The organism is Pseudomonas sp. C9 (assembly GCF_002000165.1).
Classification (GTDB): domain Bacteria; phylum Pseudomonadota; class Gammaproteobacteria; order Pseudomonadales; family Pseudomonadaceae; genus Aquipseudomonas.
In genome coordinates, this window is record NZ_MPAK01000001.1 from 2,065,670 (window position 1) to 2,091,810 (window position 26,141).

Here is a 26,141-nt window from a genome sequence, read left to right on the forward strand (position 1 = left end):
GGCTTTAGCATGGCTATCAGTGTTTTCGATCTCTTCAAAGTCGGCATCGGTCCGTCCAGCTCCCACACCGTCGGCCCGATGCGCGCCGCCGCGACCTTCGCCCAGACACTGATTGACCACGGTTTGCTGGACGCCGTGCGCCGGGTAGAAATCCGCCTGTATGGTTCGCTGTCCGCCACCGGCGTCGGCCACGCCACCGACCGGGCCTGCGTTATGGGCTTGATGGGTGAATGGCCGGACAGCATTGATCCGGGCAGCATCGACAGCCGAATCAACACGCTGCTCGAAACCGGTGAACTCGCGCTGGCCGGCAAAAGAACCATCGCCTTCAACTGGCAGCACGATCTCTTGTTGCTCGATGAGAGCCTGCCCTATCACCCCAATGCCATGTCTCTGACAGCCTTCGGCGAAACCGGCGAATTGTCGGAGCAAACGTATTACTCCATTGGCGGCGGTTTTATCATCGAAGCGGCGCAAGCCGAGTCCGGCATCGCCCCTGCCAGCGATGTGGTGCTGCCGTATGATTTTTCCAGCGCCGCCGAACTGCTCAGACTCTGCAACCAGCACGGCCTGCGTGTTTCCGAATTGATGATGGCCAACGAATTGGCCTGGCGCAGCGAAGCCGAGATCCGCCAGGGTCTACTGCACATCTGGTCGGTGATGCGTGAGTGCGTCGAGCAAGGTTTACGCCACGAAGGCATCCTGCCAGGTGGCCTGAATGTGCCACGTCGTGCCGCGAAACTGCACCGCAGTCTGTTGGAAATCGGCAAACCGAATGTCATCACGTCCACCCTGTCGGCCATGGAGTGGGTCAACCTGTTTGCCCTCGCCGTAAACGAAGAAAACGCCGCAGGCGGGCGCATGGTCACGGCACCGACCAACGGCGCGGCGGGGATTATTCCAGCTGTGCTTCATTACTACATGAAGTTCAACCCGGACGCGTCGGACGATGACGTAGTCGCGTTCTTTCTGGGCGCGGCGGCGGTCGGGATTCTGTGCAAGAAAAACGCCTCGATCTCCGGCGCTGAAGTCGGTTGCCAGGGCGAAGTCGGTTCCGCCTGCGCGATGGCCGCTGCCGGCCTGGCCGACGTGCTCGGTGCCACCCCGGAGCAACTGGAAAACGCCGCCGAAATCGGCCTGGAACACAACCTTGGCCTGACCTGCGACCCGGTCGGCGGCCTGGTGCAAGTGCCGTGCATCGAGCGCAATGCGATTGCCGCCGTGAAAGCGATCAACGCCACACAAATGGCCCTGCGCGGCGACGGTAAACACTTCATTTCCCTGGACCGGGTCATCCGCACCATGCGCGATACCGGCGCCGACATGCATGACAAGTACAAAGAGACTTCACGGGGCGGCCTGGCGGTGAGCTGGGTAGAGTGCTGATTGCACTGTCTGCGGTCATCGCTTCATTTATGCCCTGAAACGGGCAGGCGCAATAGCACTTCGTAGCAGCTGGCGCAGCCTGCGTTCGGCTGCGCAGCAGTCGTGAAATAAGACGATGCGGTATTTCAGCAAGACCGCACACTCAGGTTTTACGACTGCTTCGCAGCCGAACGCAGGCTGCGCCAGCTGCTACAGAGAACGGTGTGGTTTAGTGAGCTTGGATGAGCCAGGACGTCCGTCGCTTTTTTGCCGAGATAGTTGTTCGACAACTTTGTGCGGCATGCCCCTTGCTACGTCACCGATGAGGCAAATGGACTTTTGAAACCTCAGCGAGCGATCTGCCGATGGTCTGGTGGTGCGAACCAACCCGGACATGGCCGGTCAACAACTGCACGTTCAATCAAGCGGTGACGCATCATGGACAACCCCTTTCAGGTCATTACCGATGCCTTTGCACCGGATTACCAGATCAACCTGAGCATTCAGGGTCTGGACGGCAGCATCATGCTGACCCTTTCCAACGCGGGCCGCGTGGTCGCCAAACGCATGATCAGCGCCGACCAGCGCAATGACCCCAAACGCCTCAAACGCCTCGTGCAAAGCATCCAGTTCGGCATTGCCATCGAACAGGGCCACAGTGCCATGGCCATCCTCGAAGCCATGACCGACGGCGACGATCACACGCTGCCGCCGCCCTACATCAATGGCCAGCCCCGACACGCGGTCCGGCTCTAAAGCTCGCCCTTTTCCACTTCCGGATGCTCACCGGACCCCACACCGATCTTGCGTTGCGGGTGTTCGATTTTCACCGAAGGAAACTGCGACGAAGCGTAACGCACCACCAGGATCGAAAACGCCAGCAGCAAAATCCCGCCGCACAGGTAGATGATCCCCAGGTCCGGCGGGTTGTGGTGCGAGACGTTGGAAATCAGCAAGCGCGTCAGCGCGGTGATCGCCACGTAGATCAGGAAACGCACCGGCATGTGGTTGGTCTTGAAATAAATCCCGACCATCGCACCCAGTTCCAGGTAGATGAACAGCAGCAAGATGTCATCGATCTTGATGTGCCCTGCTTCGATCATCCCCATAAACTCCATCACCGCGGCATACGCGGTCACCGCACCGATGGCGAACAGCGCCAGGTAATGGAAGGTTTCGACGAACAGGTTGCCCAGGGATTCGGCCAGTTGGTGCACGTTCTGCCGCAGGTTTTCGGCCCAGTTGATTTTCACGATGATGCTTCCTTAGCTCGGTTCGAGCGGATGATGCGCGATTGACGTGACGGTTGTTCTGCATGCAGAAAAAAGGCCAGCCGCTCTCGGTGAGAAGATGATGAGTTGTTGCTGGACACTTTTGTGGTGAATTCACTGACGCCATCGCGAGCAAGCTCGCTCCCACAGGGGATCTGTGGTGTTCACAAAACCACTGTGTGCGAGCTTGCTCGCGATTGGGGACTACACGGTTCACCTGACAAACGCCAATTTCGGTCTACATTAAAAAGCCACTACCCAAAGCGCAGGGATTCGCTTATCCTTTTCGCTGTATATAAATACAGTGGTCGAAACAGACAACTATTGTGAAGGCATGTGAGGTGGTGAATGGCCGTCGAAGTGGTATACCGCAGCAGCCGAGATCTGGAGCGCTTGTTCATGGATAAAGCCGAAGCTGACCGTCATGACAAAATGCTCGAACTGGCTGAATTGCTGGCTGAAGTGTTGCAAAAAGCCGTTCCGTCCCTGACCGAGCAGCAAGTGGAAGAAGCCGGGATCTACATGGCGAAGAATCGCGATGTATTTGCCAAGGCGTTCAAGAGCCAGCCGGATGCCTTGTCCGAGCTGCTGAATGCTCCAGCTGAAGTCGTTGAAACGGCCGAAGCCGTCGAAGTGGCTGTTGAAGCGGCCGACGCTGCGCCGACCAAGCCAGCCAAAGCGGCCAAGGCACCGAAGTAAGCAACACACGAATTGAATAGGCCCTGAGTCGAATGACTCAGGGCCTTTTTCATGTCTTGGGCAATAGCAGAATTCAGCGGTACAACACTTTCTCCGCCAGTTCGTCCGCCACTCGCGCAGGCGAGCGTTTTTCCGCCTGGGCATGGGCGAAGACTTCGGTCAGCCGTGAAGCAATTTTCGACAGGTGCGCGGTGATGGTCGTCAGCTCTTCGCCACGGTGCTTGAGCGAAACGTAGATCAGCCCGCCCGAATTGATCACGTAGTCCGGCGCATACAGGATGCCGCGTCGCTCCAGTTGATCGGCGACTTCCAGGTGCGTCAGTTGATTGTTGGCAGAGCCGGCCACCGCCGAGCAGCGCAGTTGTGTCACGGAGTGGCTGTTGAGCACGCCGCCCAGGCCACACGGCGCGAGGATGTCACACGGTGTGCTGAGCAGTGCGTCGTTGGCAATCGGGTGCGCGCCCAATTGTTCCATCGCCAGTTGCACCTTACCGTGATCGATATCGCTGACCAGCAGTTCAGCGCCTGCCGCATGCAGTTGTTCAGCGAGCGCATAACCGACATTGCCCAACCCTTGGATGGCCACACGCAGGCCCTCCAGATTATCGCTGCCCAGACGGGCCATCGCGGTCGCTCGAATGCCGGTGAACACGCCCATGGCGGCATGCGGTGCAGGGTCGCCCGCTGACGTAGTGCTGGTGACGTGTTGGGTTTGCTGGGCGATGCAATCCATGTCGGCGACTGAAGTGCCACTGTCGATAGCCGTGATATAGCGGCCGTCGAGCTGGTCGATGCAGCGCCCGAAAGCTTCGAACAATGCACCGCGATTTTCCACATGGGCCGGGCGAACAATCACCGCCACGCCGCCGCCCTGGGCCAGACCGGCCAGCGCAGCTTTGTAACTCATGCCTTGTGCCAGGCGTATGGCATCCTCGACCGCCGATTCGTCGCTGGGGTAGGCAAGGTAACGACAACCGCCCAGGGCAGGTCCCAGCCGGCTGTTATGAATGGCAATCACCGCCTTCAACCCGGTGACCGGGTCGACGCTCAGATGCAGCGATTCAAGGCGAGTGCTTTGCATGAGAGCGAACATCGTGGGGCTCCCGAATCACTTCTTGTAGTCGCCAGTATAGGCTTGCGCCCAAAAATTGCAGAAGCGCACCGGAATAAGCAGCGCTACTTTGCAGGCTTTCGGACATAACCTGAAACCGCATGTGTGCAGCACTGGACGAATGCCGGAGACGGGGCTAAAACGAGGCATCCGCCGGAGATTTTGATGACGCCCCGACAATGCTTCTTCGATTGCCTGCAACGTTCACCGCCCGCGCTGTTCGAGGCAGGGCTGTGGATGGCGGTCGAGCACGATGCCGGGCTGGCCCCCGAGGCAGTGCTGGCCGACCTCAACGACCTGACACAGCAGGTCAGCCAGGGTTTGCCGATGTTGCCGGTCGCCGAACTGGCCCAGCCGTTGTTGCGACGGATGAATGACCTGGGGTTCGCCCAGGACGACTTCACTCCGTTACGCCCTCAAGTCGCCTTGCTCAATAAAGTGCTGGAGCTGCGACGTGGCCAGCCGCTGTCCCTTGGGCTGATTGCACTGGAGTTGGCCAAACGACTGGAAATCCCGCTGGTGGGCGTCAACTTCCCCGGGCACTTCCTGTTGCGGGTTCCCGGTGCAGATCATCTGCTCGACCCTTGTGGCGGGCGCCGGTTATACCCCAACGACTGCCGTGAACTGCTGCATCGTCAGTACGGCCCGAACATGAAACTCAGCGCTGACCATTTACTGACGGCTGACCCGGTGCAGATGATGCAGCGCCTGTCGCGAAACCTGCGTCAGCTGCACCTGTCCCACGATGACTACATCGGTGCCCTGATCGACGCCGAACGCGTACTGGAACTGGGCAACGCCAACGCCGCCGACTACCTGGCCAGGGCCAGCCTCTATCAACGGCTGGACTGTCCGAATGCCGAGCGATTTGATCTGGAGCATGCGCTGTTGCTCAGCGACGACCCGATCCAGCGAATTCGCCTGACGGAACGGCTGGGGCATTTGCCACCCAACTCGATAGTCCACTGAACCCCTGTGGGAACGGGCTTGCTCGCGAAAGCGGTGTGTCAGCCAAGTAGATGTCGACTGACACGACGCCTTCGCGAGCAAGCCCGCTCCCACATTTTTATGGGGTGAAGCTTTATGGGGTATCAGGCTGGTTGGCCGGGTGGGCCTTGATGAACGCTGGATGGGTGGCTGCCAGTGCCGCTACTCGGCGAATTCGTGGATACGCTTCGAGGGAAATATTGAATCGCTCGGCCGCGTACAGCTGGGGGATCAGATAGACATCCGCCAATCCCGGTTCGTCGCCAAAGCAATAACCCTTCTCACCGATCAACTGCTCCACCGTCGCCAGCCCCTGGCTGATCCAGTGCCCGATCCACTCCACCACTTGCGGCTCGTCATGACCCAATTGGCGCAGCTTGTTGAGCACGCTGACGTTATGCAATGGATGCACGTCGCAACCAATCACCGCCGCCACACCGCGCTCATGGGCGCGGGCGGCAAGGTCTTTGGACAGCAGCGGCACCTGTGGATAACGTTCTTCCAGGTACTCGATGATCGCTGGCGACTGAATCAACAGATCGCCTTCGTCCGTGCGCAGAGCCGGCACCCGCCCCTGCGGGTTGATGCCCAGGTAAGGCGGCTGCCGATGTTCGCCACCTTGCGGTGCAATCAGGTTGATCGGCAGCGCCTGGTAGTCCAGGCCCTTGAGCGCCAATGCGATTCGCACCCGAAAAGACGAGGTCGAACGGTAGTAGGTATAGAGTTCCATGACCCGATCCTCTTAGCGCGCCGACAGCACTTTGCCGCGGCATTCGCCGAAACCGATAGAGGCAAAACCTTCACGGCTGCAACGGGCACGCAGGATGATTTCGTCGCCGTCTTCCAGGAATTTACGCACCTCGCCCGACGCCAGTTCGATCGGCTTTTTACCGCCCTCGGTGATTTCCAGCAGGCTGCCGAACTGACCGCTTTCGGGACCGGACAAGGTGCCCGAGCCGAACAGGTCACCGGCCTGCAACTGGCAACCATTGACGCTGTGGTGCGCGACCATTTGCGCCACGGTCCAGTACATGTGTTGGGTGTTGCTGAGCGTCAGGCGATGGGCCGGCAACTTCTGCTCGCGCAGGCCTTCGGTGAGCAGTAGCACTTCGAGTTCGATGTCGAAACCGCCAACGGCTTGATCGCGCTTGTCGAACAGGTACGGCAGCGGCTGCGGATCGCCTTCAGGGCGCGCAGCTTGCGGACGACGGAACGGCTCCAGCGCTTCGGCCGTCACCACCCACGGTGAAATGCTGGTGATAAAGCTTTTCGACAGGAACGGCCCCAACGGCTGGTATTCCCACGCTTGAATGTCACGCGCCGACCAATCGTTGAGCAAGCAGAAACCGGCGATGTGATCAGCGGCATCACCGATGGCGATCGAGTCGCCCATCTCGTTGCCTTGGCCAATCCAGATGCCCAGTTCCAGTTCGTAGTCCAGACGCGCGCACGGACCAAATGTCGGCTCGGTCTGACCGGCCGGCAAGGTCTGGCCTTTCGGACGGCGAACGTCAGTACCGGACGGACGAATGGTCGAAGCGCGGCCGTGATAACCGATGGGGACGTACTTGTAGTTCGGCAGCAGCGGGTTATCGGGGCGGAACAGTTTGCCGACGTTTTGCGCGTGCTCGATACCGACGTAGAAGTCGGTGTAATCGTTGATTTTAGCTGGCAGGTGCATCTCGCAATTCGCCGCCAAGGGCAGCAGTTTTGCGCCTTGGGCTTCGATTTTTCCGTGCAGGGTGCTGCCTTCGGTGAACAGTTCCAGCAGACGTTGGCGCAAGGTAACGCGAGCGTCGCGACCCAGTTCGAAAAACGCATTCAGTTGACCGCCACGGGTCGCTTCGACGGCCGCTTTCGCAGCACCATCGAACAGCCCGGCCTCCAGCGCCGCCTCCAGATCAAAAATATGCTCGCCGATCGCCACACCGCTGCGCGGGGCTGAACCGTTCACGCTGAACACACCCAACGGCAGGTTTTGCAGCGGGAAATCGGTGTGGCCGTTGGCGGAGGCAACCCAGCTACGAGTGATGGAAGTCTGAGTCATGGGTTATCTCCGGGTCGGGTCGAAAGTGGCAGGCAGCGTGGCCCAGCAGGCATCGTAGTTTGTTTGCAGTTGCGGGCAATCCAGGGCGAAACGGCTCGGGCGCAATACCTGGCTGGTCTCGAACATGAAGGCCATGGTGTTGTCGATTTTCGCTGGCGCCAGTTCCGCATTGATCGCCTTGGTGCAGGTTTCACCGTCGGGACCGTGTGCACTCATGCAGCTGTGCAAGGACGCACCGCCGGGCACAAAGCCTTCGGCCTTGGCATCGTATTCGCCTTTGATCAGCCCCATGAACTCGTTCATCAGATTGCGGTGGAACCACGGTGGACGGAAGGTTTTCTCGGCGACCATCCAGCGTGGCGGGAAGATCACGAAGTCCAGGTTGGCCAGGCCATGCACGCTGGTCGGCGACGTCAGGACGGTGAAAATCGAAGGGTCCGGGTGATCGAAACTGACCGTGCCGATGGTATTGAAACGGCGCAGGTCATATTTGTATGGCACGTTATTGCCATGCCAGGCGACGACGTTGAGCGGTGAATGATCCAGCTCGCAGCCCCACAATTGACCGAGGAATTTCTGCACCAGCGTGGTCGGCTGCTTGAGATTTTCGTAATGCGCAACCGGCGTCAGGAAGTCCCGCGGGTTGGCCAGGCCATTGCTGCCGATCGGCCCCAGGTCCGGCAGACGCAACGGCGCGCCGTGGTTCTCGGCGATGTAACCGCGCGCTTGCGGGTCGAGCAGTTCGACGCGAAATTTCAGCCCACGTGGCAATACGGCGATTTCCAGTGGTTCCAGATCCAGCACGCCGAGCTCGGTAGCAATTCGCAAGCGCCCCTGCTCCGGCACCAGCAGCAGTTCGCCGTCAGCGTTGAAGAAAACGCGCTCCATGGAGCGGTTGGCGCGGTAGCTAAGGATGCTGATCCCGGTCGGTTTTTCCGCGCCCGAGTTGGCGGCCATGCTCACCAGCCCATCGATGAAATCGGTCGGCTCGGTGGGGATGTCCAACGGGTTCCAGCGCAGGCGGTTGGGCGTCACTTCACCCAATGGGCCGCCGGCCAGTTGCCGATCCAGTTTGACGAACGCCGGGTGATTGGCCGATGGCTGAATGCGGTACATCCATGTGCGCCGCGCTTCACTGCGAGCCATGGTAAACGCGGTGCCGGAGAACAATTCGGTGTAGAGGCCATAGGGGGCTTTTTGCGGGGAATTCTGGCCGACGGGCAGTGCGCCGGGCAACGCTTCACTGCTGAACTCGTTGCCGAAGCCTGACTGGTAAGCCAGCGCTGGCGCGGTTGAATCAGGGTTCATGGAGCCTCCTGAACAGGGAGTAGGCAGTGGCCTGTCGCTCTGTTGCAGAGGTTCGGCACGCCTGGGTTATTTTTATCGTAATTTGATTACGCATAACGTAATTTGATTGGTATTGACCGTCAAGCTATAAAGACGCCCATTCGTCCCGGGATCAGACCGCCTCCATGGAAACGCCGCGCAACAACGACAAGCAGAAAGTCCGCTCGGCCGAGGTCGGCACCGACATCCTCAAGGCCTTGGCACAGTTGTCGCCATCGACCTCGCTGTCGCGCCTGGCCGAACACGTGCAGATGCCGGCGAGCAAGGTCCATCGCTATCTGCAGGCGCTGATCGCCAGCGGCTTTGCCGAGCAGAACACCGCCACCAACCACTACGGCCTCGGGCGTGAAGCCTTGCGCGTCGGTCTTGCCGCACTCAACAGTATGGATGTGCTGAAAGTCGCTGCCCTGCCGTTGGCCGAACTGCGCGATGAACTGAACGAAACCTGCTTTTTGGCGGTGTGGGGCAATCAGGGTGCGACCGTGGTTCACATCGAACCGGCGGTGCGCGCGGTGACGGTGGTGACGCAGTTGGGTTCGGTGTTGCCATTGCTCAGTTCATCCACCGGTTTGGTGTTCGGCGCGTTTCTGCCAAAGCGTGAAACCGTCGACTTGCGCGAGCAGGAACTGCAAACCGCCAACGTTCATACGCTGGCGGACGATCAGGCCTACACGGCATTGTGCGAACAGATCCGCGAGCGCGGTCTGCATCATGTGCACGGGTTGCTGATGCCCGGTGTCGATGCGTTGTCAGCGCCGGTATTCAATGCCGTCGGGAATGTTGCAGCCGTCATGACCATTGTCGGCCCGACGTCGTTGTTCCACGCAGACGAAAACGGCCCGGCGGCGCAGCGATTGCTGGCGGCGACGCGGGCCGTGAGTTGGCGGATGGGGTATGAGCCAGGCAGTCAAGCAACGACTCCCTGACTCAACGGGCTAATGCATTAACGCACGAGCGTTTGACTGGCTTCCTCTCCACGTTCGCTCAACACGTCCTGAACGATTTCCAGAAATATTTCGTGGGGGACTTTCTGACCCGTTGCCTCAGAAACCAAATCGGCCAGTTTTTTTGCGTCCTTGGCAAAATCGATCAGCGTTTTCTGCGTGGTTGTAATCGCCTGCCTGCCCAGTTCTTTGTATTTGCCATAACCCAATGTGGCCAGATCAATCAGGGCATCCTTGAAATGGCCAATGGCTTTGCGGTCATCGCCATCGTGATAAGCCTGGGCTCCGTCCAGAATATTCTTGGTGATCTGTATGGCGCTGACCACCAGGCCCAGCGGCGGAATAACCAGGCTGACAATTTGAGCCGCCAGAATCACGGCGTTGTACGTCAAACCTGTAATGATCTCAGCCAGACTGGTGGTCTGCGCATCCACATCACTGATGACGCGCAGGATCATTTGATCGTAGGACCTGGAAAAGTCGCGAACACGACTACCCACTTGCAGTTCAGGTGGGTTCACACTGCGCGTCGATGCCTCCAGTTCGTCGAAGTAATTGCTGACGGCACGTTGATCGGTGTAGTGAACTCGCCGAGTGTAGTACTCGCGTAATCCGTTGAAACGAACCGATGCATCGAAGTTCCTCAGCGGACGAAACCATAAGCCATCCGGGGCTTGCGGGGTGTACAACCAATCCTCGTTTTTACCTCCGCTCATGCGTCGAAAAACATAGACCCCTTCTACGGGACGGCGACGCCCCAGATGCAACTGGTACACGCTGTCTTGCATGACGGGATAGTCGCCTATTGGATTTGGAATCTGCGGATTGGCAAAAGTCAGACTATGCACAATATTCAGCAAATGAGAACGTACCTCGTAGTTCATTCGCCCCTGGAAGTATTCGGACAATATGGCCCGCTGCATCTCTGCAATCTGGCGCTGATAGTGGACACCGCGTCGAAATGCATAGGATTTATCGGCCGGGCTCAAATAAACCAACTTCAGCATATCAATGTATTTTTCACCCGGTCGCAACGACCGCGACCAACTGGCCAGCTCCAGAATATTAAGAGTCTTGACCGGCGGGTGTGCCGAATTCAACGTGAATCTTGGATACCTGTCCGGCAGCGGATTTTCACTTTCATGCGCATAAAAAGCTTTCTCGGCGACAATAATAGAAGTGAGGGACGCTTTCTCCGTCGGACTGAATTCAATCATGATCAAATCGGGATCGATTATCACATTTTCTCCACGACGCCTTAATGCTTGCTCCGCGGTATGCTTTATTAAGTCATAGGTAAACTTATTATAAGAAATCAACGCATGATCACGCGCCTCAATCGTGTAGAGCGCCTTGAGTTCCGTATTGAGTCGTGCAAACCGTTCGCGCTGAGAGCGCTCTACATTACGATAATTTTGTGGCGCCAGTTCCGCTACCTCAAAAGCCTCCCAGCGAATATATTCGGAGACCACTCCAACGAGTGGTTGACCTGCTTTAGGCGCATCCAACTCGACCAGTCTTACAGCGTCATCTGTCCAGTGCCGTTTGTTCTGCACCAGATCGCGAAAGAACTGTTGAGCCGTTTCCCGATAACGACTACCGACATGCACATCAATGAAACCGGACGATTTTTCTGCCCACTTGCGCACTTTAGCGCCCATTTCCACCAGGGAATTGAACGGGTACCAGACCTGTCCATCGGGCGTGTCGAGTGCATACAAGAGGCTCGGTCCGTCGGGGTGTGCTCGTTCGCTGATAACGAACATTTCCTTCATCGGGGCGCCGGAACCTGGGAGAACAACGCCACGAACAAAAAGACTCGGGTCGCCCTGAAGGTAACGTGTTACCCATTCCTGGTGCCGACGATGCAAATTGATCTCGACACTCGCGCAAAAAAGCGTGAACTCGATTTGCCTAGCCAGACGCTCCTGCATGGCTTGGTTTATTTCGGCAGGCATTCCCTGGATCATCATCAGGCAGTATTCGGAACGCATATCCACGGAAGCGAACCAGCTTTCAAGCCGCAGCGGCATCAACCCGGTCGTGTTTCCACCTTCAAAACTCATCTCATGGAATTTTTTTTCGTGCGCACCGAAAATCGCGAGTTCCGTCAGTGTTCTTCGATCTTTCTGGATGATCTCGCGACCGCCGACTGTAAAAGCATGCGAGGTAGTAACCACGATTGAGTCAGGGTCCTGGCTGACTCCCGTCGCGCTGTCCAGCCACGCACGAACACGCTGATTGGCGTAAGCCTTGAGCGAGACCCGAGGCCCCATTAATTCGTTAAGTTGTTTCTCACTCTCGATCAACGCTGCCTCAAGCACCAGAAACCGCTGAACATACTCGTCACGGTAACTTTCTTGCCACATCTTCAGCCGCGCGTCTCTTTGGCTTATCAGGTTGTTTATTAAGCTCACCAGGTCATCCTTACTGGTAACGACAATGACAACACGCCATTCATCGACCTATAAAAACTAACCTCAAGCGTTAAAACCAAACACCCAAAAGTTCTTTCATCCTATGTAAGAAACAAAACCAATTAAATCAATAAATAAACAGACAACTATAAAGACAACATAGATTGCGCAACACTGTAACAAGCGAAAGATCTACTTCCAGCCCAACAATCCGAGCCTCTCAGCCTTCGCCACTGCTTGAGTTCTACGCTCAACATTCAACTTTCCGTGAATTCGCCTAGCATGAGTCTTTACAGTATGTAACGAGATAAACAATTGCTCGGCAATCTGTTGATTCGAATTACCTTGAGCAATTAACTTGAGCACCTCTACTTCACGCTGACTAAGGGGGTTTACTTCACCCACTTGCGTGAAAGCTTGCGGCCCGTCTCTCGCAACCTCCAACGCCAGGAAAAGATCAGGTTTGCGCAATTGCAACTCGTGCAGCGCCTGGCGCAGTCCATGACGCTCGGACAGATCCTGCCCTTTGCGTAACGACTCTTGAGCCGCTGCCGTGTCTGCGTTCAACCACTCGACTTGCGCAATGGCGAACATCAGTTCGATTTCCAGTACCGGCAACGCGCAACGTTGCGATTGTTCGATGGCTTGTGCCAGATGAATGAGCGGGTCAATGGCCTGGCCGAGATCGACCTTTGCCAGCAGCAATAAATAGTCGATTCTGGCAATCAGCATCAACGTCGAGGGAGGTGCCTGCCGCGCCTGCGGGCCACGGTAGTGGCGCAGTACCCGCGTAAGCGCCTCATGGGCCAGATCAGCGCGTCCCTGCTGTAGCCAGAAATGGCTGCTGACCTGCAACAGAGCTCCCCGGTAAACGGTATCCGGACATTGCCGCTGCTGCATCAGGCGCTCAGCCTCGCGCAGATGAACGAACGCCTGGGCATAGTCTCGCCGGTTCGCCGCCAACTGGGCCAAACCGATATAGCCGTACAGCACCCGTTTGTCATGGTTACGCAAACAGATCTGTAAACCGTTTTCAAAATATTCAAAAGCTTGTGCATCAAGCCCCTGGCACAACATCAAGCGGCCACGATGCAGGGCTATCCGCCCCAACAATGGCTCGGCGATACGCTGCTCCGCTAGCAGGTCGTGAACGTTCTCGAGCAGGTTGGCGGCGCGCCGGGGAGCGCCACGCAACTCCAGCAGTTGCGCATGATCGAGCTCCAGCACCCCCTCAAACACCAGTGACCCTTGTGCTCGCGCAAGGCACAGCGCTTCGCGGTTCAAGGCTTGAGCGACATCGAGTTCGCCCCTCAACAGAGCTTGTTGCGTCAATCCCGACAGACACATCAGGCGCACGGTCCACAGCTCGGCGCCGAGGTGGGCCAAGGCCTCTTGCAAGTGCTCGCAAGAGCGGCTCATCAGGCCCTGCAAATGCATCAACCAGCCTTGTTGTGCTTGCCAGCGTGCAATCAGTTGCCGCTGTTGCCAGGCCGACGGTTGAGGGGCAAATCGCGATAGATGCTCGATGCACTCGGCGGCCAGATCGAATCTGCCGGCAAACAACAACGCGGCGGTAAACAACCCGACCAATTGCGGCGAGCCGAGCGTCAGTTCGTCGCCGTGCTGCTCATGCAAACGCAGCAACAGGACCACTGTCTGCTCCTCGAATAGATGCTCGAAACTGAAGTGCTGCAGCAGGCTGACCGCGACTTCGAATTCTTCGGCCAGCAAGGCCTGCTCGAAGGCGGCTTTCCAGTCCTGTTCAGCCGTGAACCATTGGCAGGCACGTCGATGCCAGGAACGACCGGCCGGCCATTGCTCATTGCGTATCGTGTGAGTGAGCGGAGCGAAAATTTGCAGCCAGTCTGCCGAGTCCTGCCAAGGCTCGATAAAGCAGCCCAGTTCCTGCAACACCTTCAGGTACGCGCAGCCTTCACCGGCCCCAAACAGGTGATCGCAAAGGCTTGCATTGAAACGTGGCAAATGCGCCAGGACCCGCCAGACCTCCGCCAATTCCGGGGTCAGCACAGCGAACAACTCGTGCTCCAGGTAATCAAGCAACGTGTCCGTTTGCCCTTGAAGTGTGTTGTTGCGCGACCAATCACATTTTTGCAGCAGCGCAATCCGTACGCCCGCACACCAGCCGCCACTGCGCTGGATGATTTTACTGGCGGCGTTGTTGGCGTCTGCCTGCGGCAGATGGCGCAACAGTGCGGCGATCTCGGTTTGATTGAAGGCCAGCGTCGAGTGCTCACATTCATACAATTCGTCATCGAGCAGCAACCGCGGCCAGTTGCATTGCGGGCGCCGACGAGCGCCCATCCACCAGGTCAACATCGGGCTGCTGACCGCCAGCATGCGATCCAGCAACAAGTCCAGTTCGGGGTTCGGGACGCGGCAATAGTCGTCGAGAAACAGCCAGGTCGGCGTCTGCAATCGCGCCAGTTGCCCCAGCAATTCAGTTTCGCCTGACGAGGCCAGCCCCAGCGTCTCGGCCAGACGTTGTCGAAAATCAGCGGTGCTCATTGCCACGCCAGACAACGGCAACCAACACACACGACACTGCGGCGGTGCCTGCAACAGGCATTCGGCGAGCAGTGCGGTCTTGCCACTGCCCGCTGGTGCGCAGAGCAATTTCACCCGCGCCGTGGAGGCCAGCAGCGGCTCGGTCAAACGCTCACGCGACAGATGATGGGAGGACAGTCTGGGCAAAAATCCAGAACGGTCCAGACACGGAGTCATGGCGGTCATTGCGGCGTGCCTTTTTATAATTGTCCGCCAACCCTAGACCTGTCCAAGCCGCTTGTTGAGAAGTATTCAGCACGCTGATTGGCGCCCATAAAAAAGGCGACCAAGCGGTCGCCTTTTGTCCTGCGAAGGTATCAGCTCCGTTACCGAACCCCTTCGGCACGCAACGCCGAGGGAGTGAAGTCGTTAACCTTGGCTTCAAAGGCAAACTCAAAACTGTGTTTCTCTTCGTTCTTCATGCCCAGTGCAATGTACCGGCCGGCAATGATGTCGTAGAGCGCTTCCAGCGTGTAGGCCTGGGCCTGGTGATCGTAGTAATACTGAGCGTGACCCTCCGCCACTCGCCACAGTTGCCCGCGACCGTCGTAGTGATCCACCAGCGCCACTTGCCAGCTATCTTCGTCGATGTACATGTGGCGCTTGGCGTAGATGTGGCGCTCGCTCGGCTTGACCGTGCCGATCACTTCCCAGACGCGGTGCAGTTCATATCGGGTCAGGTCCTGGTTAATGTGGCCGGCCTTGACGATGTCGTCGTACTTGAGGCTCGGCGAATCCAGTTTGTAGCTGTTGTAAGGGATGTACATCTCCTTCTTGCCGACCAGTTTCCAGTCGTAGCGATCGGGTGCGCCGGAGAACATGTCGTAGTTGTCGGAGGTACGCAGACCATCAGCAGCGGTGCCCGGGCCGTCATAGGCCACTTGCGGGGCACGACGCACACGGCGCTGGCCGGCGTTGTAGATCCACGCCAGACGCGGCTCTTTCACCTGATCGAGGGTTTCGTGCACCAACAGTACGTTACCGGCCAGGCGTGCCGGTGCGGTCACCGACTGTTTGAAGAAAGTCAGCACGTTGGCGGCTTTGTCCGCGTCCATGTCCTTCATCAGTTGCGGGACGGCGATTTCTTCCTCGAAGCGGATCGGCGTGTAGCTGCCGTTGGTTTGCGGGGTCACCTGGGTGATGATGCGTTTGAGGTTGCCGCCGTGGTAACGGGTGATGTGGTTCCACAACACTTCGACGCCATTCTTGGGAATCGGGAATGCGTAGTAACGGTTGCCGGTGAAACCCGCCAACCCGTTACCGTCATTGATGGTGCTCACGCTCAGTGCACTGCGCTTGGCTGACTCGTAGATCTCTGGCGGCACGGCCACAGTGCGGTGGGTCGGGTAGACCGGAATCTTGTAGGTTTCCGGGTAGCGTTTGAACATCGCCACCTGGCCTTCCGACAACTTGTCCTTGTACTTGTCGACCGTTGCGGGGGTGATTACAAACAGTGGTTTTTCGTTGCCGAACGGGTCAGCCAGAAAACCTTTGCTGTCCACCGCACCGGCGTTTTTCGGGATGCCGCCGGTCCAGGCCGGAATAGAGCCGTCAGCGTTGCCGGCCTTCTCGGCACCCAGCGGCGTGAGGCTGGTGCCCAGTTTGTTGGCTTCTTCCGGCGACACCGCCGCCATCACGTTGACAGCCAGCAAGCTCAGGGCCAGGGCGCCACATTGCAGAATCATCTTGCGCATTGAAATCATCCTTTCTCAGCCAGATCAGAAGTTCACGCCGAAGCTCAGCGCCACGAAGTCGCGGTCTTCGAGGACGTTGAAGTCACCACCAAAAAAGTCGGTGTAGCTCAGGCTCGCGGTATAGGTGTTGCGGTAGTCGGCATCGACACCGACGCTGACCGCCTTGGCGCCTTCGTTGAACAGCCCGTTGGGGCCGTAGCCGGCGACATCGTGCGACCAGGACAGGTTGGGTTTGAGGTTGATCCCGGCGAACACGTCGGCGTAATCAAGGATTGCCCGCGCGCGGTAGCCCCAGGAGGTCGAAGTGACAAACCCGTCAGTTTCGCCACCAAAACCGTATTGCCCGTAGACCGAATCACGGCCGTAACGCAAGTGACTGCGTCCCTCCAGGCCACCGACATGAACCACCGCCGCTTCGCCGACCACGGTGAGCCGCTGAGCCCCCAGTACCTGATCGAAGAACTGCGTCAGCGAGCTCTGGATTTGCGTGACTTCCTTGCGACGGTAGCCTTTGTTGTCGGCACCGGGCGTCGAGACGATCGGCGATGCCAGACCACCGGCAATCGGGTTGAGCATCGCCAGTGTCAGGTCGTTGGTGTTGACCTGTACGGGCGCGTTCGGGCGATAGCTGATCTCGCCACTCCACGCGGTACCGGTGGACAACGTGGTGGAGAAACTCGCGCCATAAAGACGAATGTCCTCCGGATAATCGAGGTAATACTGACCGTGTCCCAGCATCACACTTTGCGCCAGCCCCGAGCCGCTGCCAGGTGCCAGCCGGTTGGCGGCGGCGACCATGCCCGGCAGGCTGGCCAGTGTCGATGCGCCTGCGGTGACGGTGCCCACCGTCGGTGAGCGGCTGTGGTAGTTCATGAAATACAGGCCGTACTCGGTGTCATCACCGAGCCAGCGCAATGCCGTACCCCACTGCCCGGAATCCCGCGCATCGCGGTCGCCGCCACGGGGAACGACCACACCTTCGCGAGTCACCAGAATCGGTTGGCCGAACGCAGCGGCCAGCGGTGCCAACGGGGCAATCGCGGGATTGCCGACGGTGTAATTGTTGTTGCAACCATCGGCCGCCACGTCGACCGCGAAGAACGTGCCGCAGTTGTCGAGAACGGTCTGGTCCCACTCCAGTTGGTAGAAACCTTCGACCGAGAGCTGATCCGTCAGGCCTTGGGAAACGTACAACATGTTTACCGGGATCAGGCCTTCCTTGATCTCGGCGCCCGGACGACGAAACGCAGAAACGTCGATCGGGTTGATGCTGTTGATCGAGTTGCCGATGAAGGTACTTTCCCCCCAACTGACCACTTGCTTGCCGGCGCGCACGCTGCCTGGGCGGTCGACAATGTTGTAGTTGTGATAAACGAAGGCGTCGAGAATTTGCCCGCCGGAAGACTTGGCGCCTTCCTTGCGACCTTTGTTGCTGATCGGCTTGAAGTCACGGTCTTCATCTTCCAGTTCGAAGTCGTACCAGTACTTGCCTCGAACGAACACACCGGTGTCGCCGTATTTCAGTTCGAGGTCGTGAATCCCTTTGAAGATTTTGGAAAAGGTTTCACCCTTGCTGAAGTTCAGCCGCCCGTCATCACCGGTCGATGACTGCCCGGTCCCGCCGTTCACGGTGCCGACCAAAGACTTGTCGGCATCGCGCATGCCCCAACTCGCGCCGATGGACAGCGAGGAGTCAAACGTCCCCTCGATCTCCCCAATGTTGAATGAAACAGCCTGCGCCTGGGCACAGCAACCCAAGGCCACCGCAGCGGCCAGCGCTTGCGGCGTGAAGATGGCGCGCATTGTTGTTTTTGTCATGCGTCTTCCCCGGTGAGTGACAGAAGGCCCCACCCTACTGCCGCAACCCGAGAGCGATAAGCGCACCAAGGAGGTATTCGGGATGTACCTCTAAAGGATGAATGGCCCGCAGGGACGCGGGTTTGCGCAGGGTATGGATGGGCTGGATGGCGGGTTATCAGTCAGATGCATGCGACCACGTAGCCGCCATGAAAATCCAGGACTGTTGCTGGGGCTGCAACACTGCATGTCGCGAATCGCTATTTTTCCTTTTAGGTCAGGGGCTTATTCTTGCCGGGCTTTCAGGGGCAACCCGCTGAAGCACGAATCCAGATGAATCGATGCTTATCGATTGATCGCCCTGTGTACACAGACGTTGTTTTGTAGCTCCTGATCCAACGTCTTATTTGGCCGCTGCGTTTGCAGCGGCCTTTTTTATGTCTGTTGAAAAGCCGATCGTCCTGTTCTACGAGAAACATCCGAAAGCCACATGGGAAATTTCTTCTTGTACAGAAGTATTCCGACTCGCTTGCTTTAGCCTGCCGAAACTTCACTCAATCTCACACACACTTACTTACAGCCCAATCAGAATCATGCACCAAAGTTTTGCTGTAACTTGAAACAAGTCGACCGTAAGCCGACAAACGGAAATCAGTACAAACCGAATATTTTCACCACCCCATCAATCCCCCATTCAACAAGCACGTTCAAAAGGATATGAATATGCAAAAACCCCCAACATGGGAGTTGACCGAAGCTGTTCACACGACTGCAATTGCCCCTTTACACATGCGCATCGTCCCTGCTACTTCATCAGTCATTCCCCACAGCGGCACGTTTGGCCATCACAACCCCCAACATATTGTAATTGCGAACTCAGATAAAATAGAAACCACCAAAAAGTCGATTGAACAAGCACATCAAACCCGCGCTCATCAACTACCACAAACCATCGAACATGAACTCGCCACCACAAGACTGGAGTTCTCCAATCAACCTCTTTCTCCAGTAGACGCGATCATTCGTGAACTAGGTGTTCGTAACACTCTTCTGCATCGAAAGACCACTGACCTCCATCAAAAAACCAATCTCGCCAATCAGTTTTATGGCGGTGATCCGTTAGGCCGAAACTTGGTTGAGTTCTATCAAAAAGCAACTACCATGGAACAACGGGTCATGCCCAGCGGTATTGCAATGAACACCTGGGCGGCCTCATACGCTGCTGCATACGAGGCCAGGCTACTCGCGCAATCCATTCAGATACTGAACCAGCAACACGTGCAGGTACTTAATTGGCTGGCTGCAGTACAAGCTAATGACCAAACGCAAGCGGCGGCGGCAGAAGCCCAACGAGTAGCTGCCGAAAGCACCAGGATCGTAGCCGAACAGCAACGCCTGAAAGCAATAGCTGATGCAGCACGTCGGGAACAAGAACAAGTCTGGTTGCGCGAACAGGCTCGGCTTGCAGCACTGGCGGAAACCGAACAGTTAGCTATCGAGCAAGCTAGAAAGGCTGCCGATAAGGCGCGCGCCGCGCAACTTAAGGAGCAGGCCCAGGCTCAAGAAAATGCACGAATCGCAACATTTATAACAGCGTTGGCCGAGGCGCAAGCAAATGCACAAGCTGCCGCAGAGCATTTCGCAGCCGAACAGGCTCGTCTACAAGATGAAATGGAGCAACGAATCGAGCAGATACAAAAGAAAGGCAGAGCCTGGAGATTCGCTGGAAAGTCACTGACACGGATCTGCGCTACTACACTCATGAGATACGAGAACTAGATCGTTACAGGGCATTCGGATATAGCGACAGCGCATCCCCTTCCGACGAGTCTCAAATATGGAACAATTCACATACGGCTACTCTTGAGGACTACAAGCTAGGAAGCGAACTGTCACTTTTGTATAACGAAGAAGCAATTGCAGCAATGAATGCACAAGACCAAAGAGAGTACGAAAAAGACATGAGGAGTTTCGAATGATGAACACTGTCGAACAAATCATCAAAAACGAATCGGTAGAAGATGTAGTTTCGTTTTTCGCACTTTTCAGATCTGCCCAAGACGTCGACAGAATGTATAGTCGCCACCGTCAGGAGATAGTTTTAAACGGCGAACTGGTAAACACTTACAACTCGCTTTTCAGCAATGGCGTACTGATTAGCGACAAAAATGGAAAAACCGTTAAGGGACCTAACTGGAAGACCCCAAAATTTATGACCGAAAATAAATACTCTTAACAAGCGATTCAGCCACCAAGCCTGAGCTTGGTGGCTCCACGAATTAAAGCGAATACTTCTGCAAATTCCCCATCATTTCCTTCAGCGCCTCAATATTGTCCTTCGGATGCGCCGCGCCCTCGAAATCACAAATCTGCTCCCACTGCGCCGCCACATCTTCCGGAGAGAAACCCACTCGCGGATCAAAACCCGCACCCAGGCTGCGTTCCCAGCGCACCTTGCCCATCCAGCCGCCACCCACTTCAAACAACCCGGAAGTCTCCTTGCAGTTTTCACTGGCCAGATACACCACCAGCGGGCTGACCAATTCCGGTTTGAGTTGCTCGAACACTTGCGGCGGGATCAGGCCTTCGGTCATGCGCGTGCCGCCGGTAGGCGCGATGGCGTTGACGAGGATGTTGTTCTTGCGACCTTCGATGGCGAGAGTTCGCGTCAGGCCGTACAGGCCGAGTTTGGCCATGCCGTAGTTGGACTGGCCGAAGTTGCCGTAGATGCCCGAGGTCGACGCAGTGAAGATCACGCGGCCATAGTTTTGCTCGCGCATGTGCGGCCAGGCGGCGCGGGTGACTTTGTAGGCGCCTTCGACGTGGACGCGGTAAACCAGGTCCCAGTCGGCGTCGTCCATTTTGTGGAAGGTCTTGTCGCGCAGGATCCCGGCATTGTTGACCACCACATCGATACGGCCAAAAACGTCGAGCGCGTGCTGGACGATTTTGTCGCCGTCGGTAACGGAGTCATGGTTGGCTTCGGCGGTACCGCCCGCCTCGCGAATTTCGGCAACCACGCGGTCTGCCGCCGACGCATTGGCGCCTTCCCCTTGCGCCGAACCGCCGAGATCGTTGACCAGCACTTTGGCGCCCTGTTTGGCAAACAGCAGCGCGTGTGCCCGGCCCAAGCCGCCGCCAGCGCCGGTAACGATCACGACTTTATCTTCGAAGCGCACAGACTCATTCATTGGAAAACTCCAGCAGGCCAAGGGGACAATGAGTCCGAGTGTCAGGCACGGCGCTGCTGGTCACAATAAACAGGGGTGAGGCTGAATGGTGCTCGATAAGGCAGGGGGATAATCAGGACCACGCGACCCTGCGCGGCGGCAAAATCAGCCGATCGCGAAACTCCAGGTAATGCTTGAGCACTTGCGTCGGCGCCTCGGTCTGCGGGTAATGGCCAATCTCGGCCAGCAGGACCGTGTCCGGATTGGGGATCAGCTCCCGATAGCGTGTGACCATGTGCGCGCCGGAAATCGGATCGGCCTCGCCATCAATGACGCGCAGCGGTACTTCACCGCGTTGCATGGCCGCGACCCAACGCTCGCGCTGGACACGCCGCTCTGGAATATAGGCGATAAGCTTGTGCATGATCCGCGGGCCGTGATTGCTCTCGACCAAGCTCCAGAAGTCATCCATTTCACTTTCAGTTGGCCGGGTCATCCGCCCGAAAATCTGCCGAAAACTCTTCACCAGCGCATCTCGCGTGAACGCGCGGCCAATCATCCAGCCCAAAGGGCTGAGCAACAGTTTTTGCGCCAGCAGCGGGCGATGGGTTTCGGGAAACAGGCCGCCATTGAGGAACACACAACTGGCAATGTGAATGCCGGTTTCGTAATGCCGGGCCAACAGTTCCTGCGCCACGCTGTCGCCATAGTCGTGGGCCAACACATGCACGGGCTGCGTAACGCTCAAATGCGCCAGCAATGCCTGCTGCAAGTCGGCCTGTTCGAGCAGGCTGTATTCGTGATCCACCGGTTTGGACGAGTCGCCAAAGCCGAGCATGTCGCACGCAATCACCCGATAGCGCTGCGCCAGTGGCTGCCAGAGGTAATGCCAGTCCCAACTGGCGGTCGGGAAGCCATGAATGAGCAACAGCGGCTCACCCTGCCCCGCCGTCCAGTAGCGGATAGTCTGACCACGAAAGATGAACGTCTGGCCGCGTTTGCGCCAGACACACAGGGGGATCTCGGCGAGTGGCATTAGAGTTTATAACCCGGGTCTTGTTGATCGAGTTTGCGTAGCAGCGCCGGCCAGGCCAGCGCGCCACCCATCCCTTGAGCACTTTTGGTAACACCGGCAATCATCGCCTTGGCACCCGCCAGAATCTGCGGTTCGATGGCGATCAATTCGGCACCGCCGTTTTGTGCCAGCACCTGGATATCGCAGGCGCGCTGGAAGGTAAACATCATCAGGAACGTGTCGGCGATGGTGCTGCCACAGGTCAGCAGACCGTGGTTGTGCAGCATCAGGAAATTGTTTTCACCGAGGTCGGCTTGCAGGCGCGCTTTCTCTTCATGGTTCAGCGCAACGCCTTCATAAGCGTGATAAGCCAGGCTGGACAGCACAAACAGGGACTGCTGACTGATCGGCAAAATGCCCTGCTTCTGCGCCGACACCGCCACGCCGGCTGCCGTGTGGGTGTGCAGCACGCAGACCACATCGTGGCGAACTTCATGCACGGCGCTGTGAATGGTGTAACCGGCCGGATTGATCTCGTAAGGACTGTCCATCAGTTTGTTGCCGGCTTGATCGACCTTCACCAGACTTGATGCAGTGATCTCATGGAACATCAGTCCAAACGGGTTGATCAGAAAGTCTTCAGTGCCCGGCACCTTGGCCGAGATGTGCGTAAAGATCAGGTCGTCCCAGCCATGGGCGGCGACCAAACGATAACAGGCGGCCAGATCGACGCGGGTTTGCCATTCGGCGGCGCTGACCTTATCTCTGACACTGTGGGGCGACTGGACGGGGGCAACATTCACGGCAAGACCTCCTGTTCTTATTGTTGTGCTGTCGTTACACCAGTCTAGTCAGCCCCCGGGCTTCGTGTAGTTGCATTGGCAGCCAGCTTGATGGCCGTGCGAGTCAGTGACGCAATGAGCTTGGATCCATGTCAAAGGACCGACGCTGGTAACCGTGTAGCAACAGATTCGGCGATTTCGCCAGAACCCTGACGGGCCTCGTTTTCACTGCAGAACGCTGACCAATTCCGCCAGCCACGGCTCGGCGTCGGTTTCCGGGGTCACCGTTTCGCTGGCGTCCAGACGTAGCATCGGCAGCACTTCGCGCAGCCCCAGTTCACTGAACAATTCACGCATCTGCTCGCCGCCGCCGCAGAAGGTGTCGCCATAGCTCGCATCGCCCAGGCCGATGACCGCGCCCGGCAGACCGCGCCATGCTGCGGGCAATTGATCGCGAATCATCGAATACAACGGTTGCAGGTTGTCCGGCAATTCACCCATGCCGGTGGTCGAGGTCACCGCCAGAAACGCTTGCGGTTCGAAAGCCAGGACATCGGCCAGTGACGCACGCGGGTTGTGCAGGGTTTCGAAACCGGCGGTTTTCAAAATATTCGCGGCGTGACGGGCGACTTCTTCAGCCGTGCCGTAGACCGAGCCGGAAAGGATGGCGACTTTCATCAATCTGATCCTGAAACTGAGTGAAAGACCGGATATTAACAGCACGACCTGTATTGTTCTTTTAGAATGCAGGCTCAATCAAACCGGAAAGGATTCTCCGATGATCAATGCTCAACTGCTGCAAATGGCAATCAACGCTTCCAACGACGGCATCGTGATTGCAGAAAAGGAAGGCGACCAGGACAACATCCTGATTTACGTCAACCCGGCGTTCGAACACCTGACGGGGTACACCAGCGAAGAGATCCTCTACCAGGATTGCCGTTTCCTGCAGTCAGGCGATCGGGATCAGCAAGCGCTTCCAACCATTCGCGAGGCGCTGAGCACGAAAGGCTCCTGCCGGGAAATCCTCAGGAACTACCGCAAGGACGGCACGCCCTTCTGGAACGAACTGTCGCTTTCGACGGTGAAAGATCCGGGCAATGGGCAGGTTTATTTTGTCGGGGTGCAAAAAGACGTCACGATTCAAGTCAAAGCGCAGCAGCGTGTTGCACAGCTGGAAACACAGCTGGCCGAGGCACTCGCCGAACTTGCTGCGCTGAAAGCGACGAACGGTGCAAACAAAACTTCGAATTAGTGGTCATTAACTACAATCACCAATGACTTTGTAACTACTACTTTCGAGCAAGCCATGCAACGTGACGCACTCCTGACCCAGGATGAACTGGACTTCATCCAGACCATGCAACACAACCCGCAACTCAATGTGCGGGATGCGACGTCGAGCTTGCTCGTTAATGGTGGATCGCAGATCCGTGATTTGCTCACGCGCCTCGCGGCTCATGAGCAAGTCACCATCCAGGCCAATTTCGAAAATCAGCAAATGACCTTTCCGCTGCATCTGGTGGAAGACGAGTTTCATGCGCTGCATTTGCGTTTGGGTGTACCGAGCATTTACGAAGACGGGCCGATGGTCCGACCCTGGCGCCTGGTGCTCGATGAGCCGGTGGCGCTGGAGAATGCCAAAGGCCAGCCCGGCACGATGTATGTGCACGAAGTCTCTTGCAAAGGGGTTTTGCTGGAAGTTCGCAACAAGACCAAACCACCCAAGCACTTCGCCTTGTGGTTCAGCCCTTCAGGCTATGAACGGATTGCGTTGCGCGGCACGTTTGAGCGTGAAACCGAGCACGGTTTCTATGCCTATGAACTGGGCCAGTCCGACAAAGATGAAACCGAGCGCCTGCGCCAGTTCATCCTTCAGCAGCATCGCCTGACACACCCTGCGTTGCATGTCTGAATCTCAGGTATCGAGGTTGCCCGCCAGGAACTGTTTCAGACGCTGGCGCATCACCGCGCCTTCATTACCCAGACAGCCAATCGACGAACCGGCCAGGCTTTCCTGAGCCAGTTCCGACGTATCCCCGGCAAGAAACAACTGGCAATCCAGGCTCATCGCCAGACGATTGAGCCGTCGTGGCAGATCAGTTGAAGGCACGTGATTGGAAAAAAGCACCAGCGCTTGCGGTTTTAGCTGCTGGCATACCAGCGGCAACTCATCGAATGGCTGACCAATCGTCAGCAGCCGAACCCCCATTTCATTACTGCTCACGAACAGAGCGGCCACCAACAACTCTAGTTCTCGGCACTGACCTGCTAATGCACTGACGATCACCCGCCGGGGTTGCGCGTTACGCATCAGCAGCAAACGTTGCAATACGCGAACTCGCAGAAACCCATCAAAAAACAGCCATTCGCTGGTGCAACCGAATTGATCCTGGCGTTGTAACAACAACTTCCAGAGCGGCATCAGAATGTCCTGAAAAACGACTGCCTGGGAGTAGGTGGAAAAAATCTGCCCGTAGACTTGATCCAGTTGAACATCATCAAAGGAACTCACCGCCGCTTGGACCTGTTGCTGCCAATGGGCGTAATCGGCCTGAACGACTTCCTTGGGGATGAACTGCGCCAGTGCCTTGGGAGGTTCGGTCCTGGCCAGAATCTTGCCAACCTTGCTGACCGCGACACCGCGGTCAATCCAGCCAAGGATGCTGCGAACCCTCTCGACATCGACCATCGAGTACAGTCGATGCCCACTTTCGGTGCGGGTGGGCTGAATCAGGCCATAACGTCGTTCCCATGCCCGCAGCGTGACGGGATTGATGCCCGTCAGGCGCGCCACCTCACGAATGGGAAACAGCTCTTCGCGATTGATGGAAGGATCTGCCTCAGTGGCAGGAGGAGCGTCAGTCAGGACAGGCATTGGATGATGTACGTCCGGCGCGCAAAATTGGATCCCATTCTAACTCCATTAC

The 26,141-nt window shown here is 57.3% G+C and carries 22 protein-coding genes and 1 pseudogene; 9 read left to right on the plus strand and 14 right to left on the minus strand.

The features are described from left to right. Positions 1 to 9 precede the first annotated feature (9 nt). Both BMS17_RS09765 and BMS17_RS09770 read left to right on the plus strand, forming a co-directional pair. Positions 10 to 1,386, plus strand: coding sequence for an L-serine ammonia-lyase (locus BMS17_RS09765; protein ID WP_077430857.1), 1,377 nt, complete (start codon positions 10 to 12; stop codon positions 1,384 to 1,386). Between the two features lie 417 nt (positions 1,387 to 1,803). Further along, the gene (locus BMS17_RS09770; RefSeq protein WP_046026761.1) at positions 1,804 to 2,121 is read left to right on the plus strand and encodes a DUF3509 domain-containing protein; all 318 of its coding nucleotides are present in this window, start codon (positions 1,804 to 1,806) and stop codon (positions 2,119 to 2,121) included. Here the strand turns inward: BMS17_RS09770 and BMS17_RS09775 are convergent. Beyond that, positions 2,118 to 2,618: a phosphate-starvation-inducible protein PsiE gene (locus BMS17_RS09775; protein WP_046026762.1), complete on the minus strand. Its 501-nt coding sequence runs from the start codon at positions 2,616 to 2,618 to the stop codon at positions 2,118 to 2,120. The two genes, BMS17_RS09770 and BMS17_RS09775, sit on opposite strands and share 4 nt — an antisense overlap. Before the next feature lie 366 nt (positions 2,619 to 2,984). Here BMS17_RS09775 and BMS17_RS09780 point away from each other — a divergent pair. Continuing rightward, positions 2,985 to 3,239 (plus strand): annotated as a pseudogene (locus BMS17_RS09780) (YebG family protein); the annotation flags it as partial. 169 nt (positions 3,240 to 3,408) lie between these two features. On the opposite strand, the gene BMS17_RS09785 reads toward BMS17_RS09780, so the two are convergent. Beyond that, positions 3,409 to 4,428, minus strand: a complete 1,020-nt coding sequence (locus tag BMS17_RS09785) for a Glu/Leu/Phe/Val dehydrogenase dimerization domain-containing protein (protein WP_046026764.1) — start codon at positions 4,426 to 4,428, stop codon at positions 3,409 to 3,411. A 183-nt stretch (positions 4,429 to 4,611) separates the two neighbouring features. On the opposite strand from BMS17_RS09785, the gene BMS17_RS09790 reads away from it, so the two are divergent. Continuing rightward, positions 4,612 to 5,415: a SirB1 family protein gene (locus BMS17_RS09790; protein ID WP_046026765.1), complete on the plus strand. Its 804-nt coding sequence runs from the start codon at positions 4,612 to 4,614 to the stop codon at positions 5,413 to 5,415. Positions 5,416 to 5,527: 112 nt separating this feature from the next. Here the strand turns inward: BMS17_RS09790 and maiA are convergent, their stop codons facing one another. The 3 genes from maiA to hmgA are packed head-to-tail and all read right to left on the minus strand — an operon-like array spanning position 5,528 to position 8,788. Further along, positions 5,528 to 6,163: a maleylacetoacetate isomerase gene (gene maiA / locus BMS17_RS09795; protein WP_046026766.1), complete on the minus strand. Its 636-nt coding sequence runs from the start codon at positions 6,161 to 6,163 to the stop codon at positions 5,528 to 5,530. A 12-nt stretch (positions 6,164 to 6,175) separates the two neighbouring features. Continuing rightward, complete coding sequence (fahA, locus tag BMS17_RS09800; protein WP_077430858.1) at positions 6,176 to 7,480, minus strand: fumarylacetoacetase; 1,305 nt, start codon at positions 7,478 to 7,480, stop codon at positions 6,176 to 6,178. 3 nt (positions 7,481 to 7,483) lie between these two features. After that, a complete protein-coding gene (gene hmgA, locus BMS17_RS09805; protein WP_077430859.1) occupies positions 7,484 to 8,788 on the minus strand; it encodes a homogentisate 1,2-dioxygenase in 1,305 nt (434 codons plus the stop codon). A 164-nt stretch (positions 8,789 to 8,952) separates the two neighbouring features. Here hmgA and BMS17_RS09810 point away from each other — a divergent pair, with 164 nt between their 5' ends. Next, positions 8,953 to 9,753 (plus strand): IclR family transcriptional regulator, encoded by an 801-nt coding sequence (locus BMS17_RS09810; protein ID WP_046026769.1) that lies wholly within the window; start codon positions 8,953 to 8,955, stop codon positions 9,751 to 9,753. A gap of 17 nt (positions 9,754 to 9,770) precedes the next feature. Here BMS17_RS09810 and BMS17_RS09815 read toward each other — a convergent pair whose 3' ends face one another. The 4 genes from BMS17_RS09815 to BMS17_RS09830 form a co-directional block, all read right to left on the minus strand. Then, positions 9,771 to 12,188, minus strand: coding sequence for a dermonecrotic toxin domain-containing protein (locus tag BMS17_RS09815; RefSeq protein WP_046026771.1), 2,418 nt, complete (start codon positions 12,186 to 12,188; stop codon positions 9,771 to 9,773). Between the two features lie 192 nt (positions 12,189 to 12,380). Continuing rightward, positions 12,381 to 14,939 (minus strand): LuxR C-terminal-related transcriptional regulator, encoded by a 2,559-nt coding sequence (locus BMS17_RS09820; RefSeq protein WP_077430860.1) that lies wholly within the window; start codon positions 14,937 to 14,939, stop codon positions 12,381 to 12,383. Between the two features lie 140 nt (positions 14,940 to 15,079). After that, a complete protein-coding gene (locus BMS17_RS09825; RefSeq protein ID WP_077430861.1) occupies positions 15,080 to 16,447 on the minus strand; it encodes a DUF1329 domain-containing protein in 1,368 nt (455 codons plus the stop codon). Between the two features lie 24 nt (positions 16,448 to 16,471). Next, positions 16,472 to 18,265 (minus strand): DUF1302 domain-containing protein, encoded by a 1,794-nt coding sequence (locus BMS17_RS09830; protein WP_077430862.1) that lies wholly within the window; start codon positions 18,263 to 18,265, stop codon positions 16,472 to 16,474. 702 nt (positions 18,266 to 18,967) lie between these two features. Here BMS17_RS09830 and BMS17_RS09840 point away from each other — a divergent pair. Continuing rightward, positions 18,968 to 20,023: a hypothetical protein gene (locus tag BMS17_RS09840; protein ID WP_077430863.1), complete on the plus strand. Its 1,056-nt coding sequence runs from the start codon at positions 18,968 to 18,970 to the stop codon at positions 20,021 to 20,023. A 196-nt stretch (positions 20,024 to 20,219) separates the two neighbouring features. Continuing rightward, positions 20,220 to 20,480: an immunity protein gene (locus tag BMS17_RS09850; protein WP_256577163.1), complete on the plus strand. Its 261-nt coding sequence runs from the start codon at positions 20,220 to 20,222 to the stop codon at positions 20,478 to 20,480. A 43-nt stretch (positions 20,481 to 20,523) separates the two neighbouring features. Here BMS17_RS09850 and BMS17_RS09855 read toward each other — a convergent pair whose 3' ends face one another. The 4 genes from BMS17_RS09855 to BMS17_RS09870 all read right to left on the minus strand — a co-directional run bounded on the left by BMS17_RS09855 (position 20,524) and on the right by BMS17_RS09870 (position 23,889). Continuing rightward, positions 20,524 to 21,435 carry an SDR family oxidoreductase gene (locus tag BMS17_RS09855; RefSeq protein WP_046026776.1) on the minus strand — a complete coding sequence of 304 codons (912 nt, stop codon included), beginning with the start codon at positions 21,433 to 21,435 and terminating at the stop codon, positions 20,524 to 20,526. A gap of 112 nt (positions 21,436 to 21,547) precedes the next feature. Next, entirely contained in the window at positions 21,548 to 22,450 is a 903-nt protein-coding gene (locus BMS17_RS09860; protein ID WP_077430865.1) for an alpha/beta fold hydrolase, read from the minus strand. Next, positions 22,450 to 23,232, minus strand: coding sequence for a class II aldolase/adducin family protein (locus BMS17_RS09865; protein ID WP_046026778.1), 783 nt, complete (start codon positions 23,230 to 23,232; stop codon positions 22,450 to 22,452). Before BMS17_RS09865 ends, BMS17_RS09860 begins: the two co-directional genes overlap by 1 nt. 204 nt (positions 23,233 to 23,436) lie before the next feature. Then, on the minus strand, positions 23,437 to 23,889 hold the full coding sequence (locus tag BMS17_RS09870) for a flavodoxin (RefSeq protein WP_077430866.1): 453 nt from the start codon (positions 23,887 to 23,889) through the stop codon (positions 23,437 to 23,439). Between the two features lie 100 nt (positions 23,890 to 23,989). Between BMS17_RS09870 and BMS17_RS09875 the strand changes: the two genes are divergently transcribed. Together BMS17_RS09875 and BMS17_RS09880 are read left to right on the plus strand one after the other, a co-directional pair. Then, the gene (locus BMS17_RS09875) at positions 23,990 to 24,466 is read left to right on the plus strand and encodes a PAS domain-containing protein (RefSeq protein WP_077430867.1); all 477 of its coding nucleotides are present in this window, start codon (positions 23,990 to 23,992) and stop codon (positions 24,464 to 24,466) included. Between the two features lie 54 nt (positions 24,467 to 24,520). Next, the gene (locus tag BMS17_RS09880) at positions 24,521 to 25,126 is read left to right on the plus strand and encodes a hypothetical protein (RefSeq protein WP_046026781.1); all 606 of its coding nucleotides are present in this window, start codon (positions 24,521 to 24,523) and stop codon (positions 25,124 to 25,126) included. Between the two features lie 3 nt (positions 25,127 to 25,129). Here BMS17_RS09880 and BMS17_RS09885 read toward each other — a convergent pair whose 3' ends face one another. Beyond that, on the minus strand, positions 25,130 to 26,089 hold the full coding sequence (locus tag BMS17_RS09885) for a MerR family transcriptional regulator (protein ID WP_046026782.1): 960 nt from the start codon (positions 26,087 to 26,089) through the stop codon (positions 25,130 to 25,132). Between the last annotated feature and the right edge of the window lie 52 nt (positions 26,090 to 26,141).